5 protein-coding genes are annotated in these 8,135 nt (G+C 72.2%); 4 read left to right on the top strand and 1 reads right to left on the bottom strand.

What is annotated here, in order from left to right; all coding sequences use genetic code 11:
* The 4 genes from ACFO4E_RS27655 to ACFO4E_RS27640 all read left to right on the top strand — a co-directional run.
* Positions 1-3,581 (top strand): SDR family NAD(P)-dependent oxidoreductase (locus tag ACFO4E_RS27655; RefSeq protein WP_378579830.1); only part of this gene is annotated, 3,581 nt, incomplete at its 5' end.
* A 327-nt stretch (positions 3,582-3,908) separates the two neighbouring features.
* The gene (ccrA, locus tag ACFO4E_RS27650) at positions 3,909-5,270 is read left to right on the top strand and encodes a crotonyl-CoA carboxylase/reductase (RefSeq protein WP_378579829.1); all 1,362 of its coding nucleotides are present in this window, start codon (positions 3,909-3,911) and stop codon (positions 5,268-5,270) included.
* 27 nt (positions 5,271-5,297) lie between these two features.
* Positions 5,298-5,912 (top strand): dTDP-4-dehydrorhamnose 3,5-epimerase, encoded by a 615-nt coding sequence (gene rfbC, locus ACFO4E_RS27645; RefSeq protein WP_378579827.1) that lies wholly within the window; start codon positions 5,298-5,300, stop codon positions 5,910-5,912.
* On the top strand, positions 5,909-7,024 hold the full coding sequence (locus tag ACFO4E_RS27640; RefSeq protein WP_378579825.1) for a DegT/DnrJ/EryC1/StrS family aminotransferase: 1,116 nt from the start codon (positions 5,909-5,911) through the stop codon (positions 7,022-7,024). The genes rfbC and ACFO4E_RS27640 overlap by 4 nt, the downstream gene beginning before the upstream one ends.
* A gap of 120 nt (positions 7,025-7,144) precedes the next feature.
* Here the strand turns inward: ACFO4E_RS27640 and rfbB are convergent, their stop codons facing one another.
* Positions 7,145-8,128, bottom strand: a complete 984-nt coding sequence (rfbB, locus tag ACFO4E_RS27635; protein WP_378579823.1) for a dTDP-glucose 4,6-dehydratase — start codon at positions 8,126-8,128, stop codon at positions 7,145-7,147.
* Positions 8,129-8,135 lie beyond the last annotated feature (7 nt).

Here is an 8,135-nt window from a genome sequence, read left to right as displayed (position 1 = left end):
CCCGGCTACCCGCCTACGCCGCCCGCCTGGCCGACCACCTCACCGCCAACCCCCACCACACCCTCACCGCCACCGCCCACGCCCTGGCCACCACCCGCACCCACCACCCCCACCGCGCCGTCATCCTCACCACCACCCGCCACGACCTCACCACCACCCTGGCCCAACTAGCCCAAACCGGCCCCCAAGGGTGGAACACCGGACCCGGCGGACTCACCACCACCCCACCCCCCAACCTCATCACCGGACACACCCCCACCACCGGCCAGACCAAAACCGCGTTCCTGTTCTCCGGCCAAGGCGCCCAACACCCCGGCATGGGCCACCAGCTCTACACCACCTTCCCCGCCTTCGCCCACGCCCTCGACACCGCCTGCGACGCCCTCGACCCCCACCTCGACCACCCCCTCAAACACGTCATGTGGGCCACCCCCGGCACCGAACACGCCCACCTCCTCGACCAGACCGCCTACACCCAACCCGCACTGTTCGCCATCGAAACCGCCCTCTTCCGCCTCCTGCAAACCTGGGGAATCCACCCCGACTACCTCACCGGCCACTCCCTCGGCGAGATCACCGCCCACCACGCCTCAGGCGCCCTCACCCTCACCGACGCCGCCAAACTCGTGACCACCCGCGCCCGCCTCATGCAATCCCTGCCCCCAGGCGGCGCCATGGCCGCCATCGACGCCACCCCCCAAGAAATCCGCCCCCTCCTCGAAGGCCACCACCACCACGCCGGAATCGCCGCCCACAACGCCCCCAACGCCACCGTCATCTCCGGCCACGCCCCCACCATCCACACCATCACCACCCACTTCCGCGACCACGGCCGCAAAACCCGCACCCTCAACGTCTCCCACGCCTTCCACTCCCCCCTCATGACCCCCATCCTCGACACCTTCACCCACACCACCCGCACCCTCACCCCCCGCCCACCACAGATCCCCGTCATCTCCAACCTCACCGCCACCCCCACCACCCCCCGACAACTCGCCGACCCCGCCTACTGGGCCGACCACATCACCCACCCCGTCCGCTTCGCCGACGCCATCACCTACCTGAACCAGGCCGGCACCACCACCTACATCGAACTCGGACCCGACACCCCCCTGACCTCCATGACCCCGGCCACCCTCGGACCCGACACCACCGCCACCATCACCCCCACCATGCGCCCCGACCGACCCGAACCCCACACCCTCCTCCAAGCCATCGCCACCGCCCACACCACCGGCACCCCCACCAACTGGGCACACGTCTTCGCCCCCACCCACACCACCCCCACCCCCCTGCCCACCACCCCCTTCACCCACCACCACTACTGGCTCCCCACCGGAACGAACACCACGAAGGCCACGGCTTCGGGTCCGGCGGTCGACGACGGGTTCTGGGAGTCCCTGGAGTCCGAGGGGACGCCGGCACTCGCCGCACGGCTGAACGTGGACGCGCAGGCCCTGGAGAGCGTGCTGCCCGCCCTCTCCTCCCTCCGCGACCGCGAGCGCGAACGGGCGGTCGCTGATGGCTGGCGCTACAAGGCGGTGTGGCGCAAGGTGGCCGCCCCGGCCGACCCGTCCGCCGCCGACGGCGCGGGTGACGGCACCTGGCTGGTGGCCGTCCCGGCCGCCGCGCACGGCTCGGCCGACGTCCGCGCCATCGTGGACGGGCTCGGCGAGCGGGGCGTCCTGGTACACGAGGTCCCCGTTGGCGAGGACCGCGCGGGGCTCGCCGCGGACCTGCGGACCTGGGCGCGGAGCACGGGCGCCGACGGCCCGCCGGAGGAATCCGCGCCCGTCGTCGCCGGGGTGTTGGCCCTCCTCCCCCTCGACGACGAACCGCACGCCGGCCACCCGACGCTCTCCCGCGGCGTGGCGGCGACGCTCACCCTCATCCAGGCGCTGGCCGACGCCGGGCTGAACGACGGCGTTCCCCTGTGGATCGCCACCGCCGGCGCGGTGGCCGTCGAGGAGGCGGCGGAGTCGTCGCGCCCCTTCCAGACCGCGGCATGGGGCCTCGGCGCCGTGCTGGCGCTGGACCACCCCGAGATCTGGGGCGGGATCGTCGACGTGCCCATCTCCCCGAGCGCGGACGACATCGCACTGCTGCACGGCGTGCTGACGGACGGGGGCGGCGAGGACCAGGTGGCGATCCGGTCCGGTGGGCTCTTCGCCCGGCGCCTGGTCCACGCCGCCGTCGGCGCCGCGCCCGGAACCGGCCGGCAGCGGGCGTGGACGCCGCACGGGACCGTGCTGGTCACCGGCGGGACGAGCGGCGTCGGGGCGAACGTCGCGCGCTGGCTCTCGCGTGAGGGCGCCGAGCGCCTGGTGCTCGTGAGCCGCCGCGGCGACCGCGCCGAAGGCGTCACGGAGCTGACCGCCGAGCTGGAGGACCAGGGCGCCGAGGTCGTGGTCGCCGCCTGCGACGTCACCGACCGCGAGGCGCTCCGCGCCCTGCTGGGATCGCTGTCCGACGGCCCCCCGCTGACGGCGGTGATGCACGCCGCCGGCGTCGGGCATGACGACGTGCGGGTGACCGACACCTCCCCCGGCGACTTCGCGGGCTTCGGGCGGGCCAAGGTCGCCGGCGCGATCAACCTGGATGAGCTGCTGGGCGACCGGAGCCTGGAGGCGTTCGTGATGTTCTCCTCCGTGTCGGCCGTCTGGGGCTCCGGGGGTCAGGCCCCCTACGCCGCGGCCAACGCGTTCCTCGACGGGCTGGCGCAGCGGCGCCGGGCGCGAGGGCTCGCGGGCACCTCGATCGCCTGGGGCGGCTGGGGCGGCGGCGGCATGATGGACGCGTCCGTCCAGGCGCACATGGGCCGGTTCGGGATGCGGCCCATGGAGCCCGGCGCCGCCGCGAGCGCGATCGGCCAGGCGCTGGGACGGGGCGACCACGGCCTGGTGGTCACCGACATCGACTGGGAGCGCTTCGCCCCGGCCTTCGGCCTGGCCCGGCCGCGCCCGCTGATGGAGTCGATCCCCGAGTTCACCCGGGCGCTCAGCGAGCCCGCCGGTCCGGGCCGGCCCGCCGACAGCGGCGAACCGGACGGCGCGGCGTTCGTGAAGCGGCTGGCGGACCAGTCCCCGGCCGAGCAGGAGCGCACGGTGGTGGCGCTGGTGCGTTCGGCCGCGGCGGGGGTGCTCGGGCACACCTCCGACGCCCCGGTCCGGCCGGACCGGGCGTTCAACGAGCTCGGGTTCGACTCCCTGACGGCGGTGGAGCTGCGCAACCGGCTCCGGCAGGCGACCGGGCTGAAGCTGCCCGCGACGCTGGTCTTCGACCACCCCACCCCCAACGCGCTCGCCCGGTTCATGCTGGACCGGCTCGCTCCGCGCAGCGCCGGGGCGGCGGTGTCGATCCTCGACCGGCTCGGCGAGGTGGAGGTGCTGCTGCGGGAGCAGAGCCTGTCCACCGGGGAGCGGGCGCGGCTCGGCGACCGGTTCCGGGCCCTGCTCAACGCCGCCGAGGCGGTGGACGGCCCGGCGGCCGGCGAGGGCGCCGACGCCGCCGGCCAGGAGGTCGACGACCTCTCCGACGACGAGCTCTTCGCGACCCTGGACGACGAGCTGGGCACCCCCTGACCCGTCGTCTCCACCCCTGCTCCGGCGGCCGGGACCGCGTCCGGTCCCGGCCGGCGGCCGCGGCCGGCCGGCCCGCCGCCGTCACGGGGAGGGGGGTCAAGGGGCTGATACGGATCAAGGTGCGAGTAGGGGAACCGTAGGGGTTGGTGGAGCCTTCCCCGAAAAATAGTGTTGCTGTGCATTCACCGAACCCTTCCAGGAAAAAGACGGGATTCTTCTAGGGAATTTTTCCGCGGCCACCTGGACCACCGCCCCGGATCCGATCACGACCGATTCGGCAGTGTGCACCCACGACGGAAATCACCGGTCTCCCTCTGAGGAAAATCAATGAAGGAAATCGCAGACGTCCTGCTGTCAGAGGAATTCACAGCGGAGCAGCTGGAGCGGATCCCCGTCCCCGAGAGCTATCGGGGGGCGGTCGTCCACGAGGACGACGCCGACATGTTCACCGGCATCCCGGTCAAGCACCGCGACCCCGCGAAGGCGCTGTCCCTGCGCGATGTCCCCACGCCGGAGCCCGGCCCCGGCGAAGCGCTGGTCGCGGTCATGGCGAGCAGCATCAACTACAACACGGTGTGGAGTTCGATCTTCGAGCCCGCCCCCACGTTCGGATTCCTGAAGCGCTACGCGAAGGCGGTCCCCTCGGCCGTGATCCACGACCGGCCGTTCCACGTGCTCGGTTCGGACCTGTCGGGCGTCGTGCTCGCCACGGGGCCCGGTGTCACGCGCTGGCGGGCCGGCGACAAGGTCGTGGCGCACTGCCTGTCGGTCGAGCTGTCCTCGGCCGACGGCCACGACGACAGCATGCTCGACCCCGACCAGCGCATCTGGGGCTACGAGACGAACTACGGCGGGCTCGCCCAGCTCAGCCTGGTGAAGTCCAACCAGCTCATGCCGAAGCCGGCCCACCTGGCGTGGGAGGAGTCGGCGGCCTCGGGCCTGGTGAACTCCACGGCCTACCGCCAGCTGATCTCGCGCAACGGCGCGCGGATCAAGCTCGGCGACGTGGTCCTCATCTGGGGCGCGGCGGGCGGCCTCGGCTCCTATGCGACCCAGATCGCGCTGCGCGCGGGCGCGACCCCGGTGTGCGTGGTCTCCAGCGAGCACAAAGCGGAGCTGGTCCGCTCGCAGGGCGCCGAGTTCGTCATCGACCGGGCCGCGGAGGACTACCGGTTCTGGAAGGACCCCGAGACCCCCGACCCCCGGGAGTGGCGGCGCTTCGGCGGGCGGATCCGCGAGCTGACCGGCGGCCGCGACCCCGATGTGGTCTTCGAGCACCCGGGCCGGGAGACGATGGGCGCCAGCGTCTACGTCGCGCGGCGCGGCGGGACCATCGTCACCTGCGCCTCCACCTCCGGCTACCAGCACCAGTACGACAACCGCTACCTGTGGATGGGGCTGAAGCGGATCGTCGGCACCCACTTCGCGAACTACCGCGAGGCGTGGGAGGCCAACCGGCTCATCGCCGACGGCACGATCCACCCCACGCTGTCGGCCGTCTACGGGCTCGACGACGTCGGACTGGCCGCGCGCCGGGTACACGGCAACGCCCACAGCGGCAAGGTCGGGGTGCTGGGGCTGGCGCCGCGGCCGGGGCTGGGGGTCGACGACCCCGAACTGCGGTCCCGCCACATCGACGCGATCCACCGCTTCCGCGAAGGCGACCCGAATTCCATCACCGCCGGCTAGACCGCACCGTACATGGAAATGACGCGAATGATGATTTCCGAGATCGATCTCCACGACAATTTCATCGTCACCCCGAAGATCATCCCCGATGATCGCGGGTATTTCCTGGAGGCGTTCAGCCAGCGGGAGTTCCAGGAGAATTTCGGCCACAAGCTCTCCGTCGCGCAGGTCAACTGCTCCCTGTCGAAACGGGGCACGGTCAGGGGCATGCACGCCGTGGCGCTGCCGGGGCAGGCCCGCTACGTCATGTGCGTCCAGGGGGCCGTCACCGACATCGCCCTCGACATCCGGGTGGGGTCGCCGACCTTCGGCCGGCACCAGGCCGTGACACTGAGTGCCGAGAACCGCCGGGCCCTCTACCTTCCCGAGGGCATGGCGCACGGGTTCTCCCCGCTCACCGACGAGGCGACGGTCGTGTACCTGTGCTCGGCGCCGTGGAACCCGGGGGCGGAGTTCATCATCAACGCCGCCGACCCGGAGCTCGGCCTGCCCTGGCCGGAGGCCGGCGAGCTCCTGCTCTCGGACAAGGACCGGGCCGCCCCGTCCTTCCGCGAGGCCCGCGAGCAGGGGCTGCTGCCCGACTACGCCGCGTGCCGCGAGGTCTACGACTCCCTCGCCAAGTCCGGGGAGGGAGCGCGATGATCCCGATGTTCAGGGTGGCCATGGCCAAGGACGCGCCCGAGCGCGCGGCCGAGCTCCTCTCCAGCGGGAGTATCGGGCAGGGAGCCAAGGTCGAGGAGTTCGAGCTGGGGATCGCCGCGAAGATCGGCACCGACCGGGTCGCCACGGTCAACAGCGCCACCTCCGGGCTCCACCTCGCACTGCACCTGCTCGCCGGCGCCGACGACGACGGCCGGGGGGAGGTGCTGACGACCCCGTTGACCATGGAGGCCACCAACTGGACCATCCTGGCCAACCGGCTGCGGATCAGGTGGGTGGACATCGACCCCGCGACGCTCAACGTCGACCTGGACGACCTCGCCCGCAAGATCACCCCGCGCACGCGAGCCATCGTGGTGGTGCACTTCGCCGGCTACCCGGTCGACCTCGACCGGCTGCGGGAGATCGTCGACCAGGCCGAGGAGCGGTTCGGGATCAGGCCCGCGGTGATCGAGGACTGCGCGCACGCCTGGGGCGCCGCCTACCGGGGCTCGCCCATCGGCTCCCACGGCAACACGTGCGTGTTCAGCTTCCAGGCCATCAAGCACCTGACCGCGGGCGACGGCGGCGCGGTGGTCCTGCCGACCGACGAGCTGCACCGGCGTGCCCGGCGGCTGCGCTGGTTCGGGATCGACCGCACGGCCGACCGCCTGCGCAACCCGCCCGATGTCACCGAGTGGGGCTTCAAGTTCCACATGACCGACATCAACGCCGTGATCGGCCTGGCGAACCTGGGCCCGGCCGACGCCGTCGTGGCGCGCCACAAGGACAACGCGGCGTTCTTCGACCGGGAGCTGGCGGGTGTCCCCGGCGTCGAGCTCACCCAGCGGGCCCCCGGCCACGACTCGTCGTTCTGGGTCTACCCGATGAAGGTGGACGACCGCGAGGGGTTCATGAAGCGCATGGACGAGGCCGGGATCATGACCGGCAACATCCACGCGCGCAACGACGTGCACACCGCCGTGCGGGAGTTCCGCACGATCCTGCCCGGACTCGACCGCGTCGCCCCGCGCATCGTCGGGATCCCCGTCGGATCGTGGGTGACCGACGAGCAGCGCGACCACATCGCGGAGACGGTCAAGGCCGGGTGGTGACCCCGGTGCGGTGACGGTGCCGGCCCCCGTTCCGGCGGGGGCCGGCACCGTTTCGGCGTTCCGGGCCCGGGGCCCGGTATCCGCGCTCTCCCGCGGTCCCCGGTGCCCCCGGCCCGGGCGTCACGCCGGCTGGGCGGCGGGCTCCCACCAATCGGGGTTGTCGAGGTACCAGCGGACGGTGCCGGCCAACCCCTCATCGAGGGGGACCTCGGGACGGTAGCCCAGCTCCCGGGTGATCTTCGAATGGTCGACCGAGTACCGGAGGTCGTGGCCCGGCCTGTCCGCGACGCGGCGCACCGCCGACCAGTCGGCGCCGAGGATGTCCAGCAGGCGCCCGGTCAGCTCGCGGTTGGTCAGCTCGGTGCCGCCGCCGATGTTGTAGACCTCCCCGGCGCGGCCCTCCGCCGCCACCAGCGCGATACCGCGGCAGTGGTCGTCGACGTGCAGCCAGTCCCGCACGTTCACCCCTTCGCCGTACAGCGGCACCGGGATGCCGCGCGCGAGGTTGGTGACGGCCTTGGGGATGAACTTCTCCGGGTGCTGGCGGGGGCCGTAGTTGTTGGAGCAGCGGGTGACGCGCACGTCGAGCCCGTGGGTCCGGTGGTAGGCGCGCGCGATCAGGTCGGAGGACGCCTTGGAGGCGGAGTACGGCGAGTTGGGTTCGAGCGGGCGCGTCTCCGCCCAGGACCCCTCCTCGATGGAACCGTAGACCTCGTCGGTCGACACGTGCACGAACCTGCCGACCCCGGCTTCGAGCGCGCACTGGAGCAGGTTGTGGGTGCCCACGACGTTGGTGGTGATGAACTCGGCCGAGCCGCTGATCGACCTGTCCACGTGCGACTCCGCGGCGAAGTGCACCACCAGGTCGACCCCGTCCAGCAGGGACGCGACCAGGCGCCGGTCGACGATGTCGCCGCGCGTGAACTCCAGCCGCGGGTCGTCGGCCACATCGGCGAGGTTGCCCGGGTTGCCCGCGTAGGTGAGCTTGTCGAGGACGGTGACGTGGGCGCCCTTCTGCCCGGGGTAGCGCCCCTCCAGCACCCGGCGCACATAGTTCGATCCGATGAAGCCCGCCCCGCCCGTCACGAGGATGCGCTCGGCCACGGTGGTC

This window comes from Nocardiopsis mangrovi (assembly GCF_042653925.1).
GTDB classification, from domain to species: Bacteria; Actinomycetota; Actinomycetes; order Streptosporangiales; family Streptosporangiaceae; genus Nocardiopsis_B; species Nocardiopsis_B mangrovi.
This window is presented reverse-complemented; position numbering and strand designations above follow the sequence as displayed.

What these genes read in the sequence shown, in the direction of transcription:
- ccrA (WP_378579829.1), top strand. Translation starts at nt 3,909, where the DNA reads ATGAAGGAAATCGCAGACGTCCTGCTGTCAGAGGAATTCACAGCGGAG.
- rfbC (WP_378579827.1), top strand. Translation starts at nt 5,298, where the DNA reads ATGATGATTTCCGAGATCGATCTCCACGACAATTTCATCGTCACCCCG.
- ACFO4E_RS27640 (WP_378579825.1), top strand. Translation starts at nt 5,909, where the DNA reads ATGATCCCGATGTTCAGGGTGGCCATGGCCAAGGACGCGCCCGAGCGC.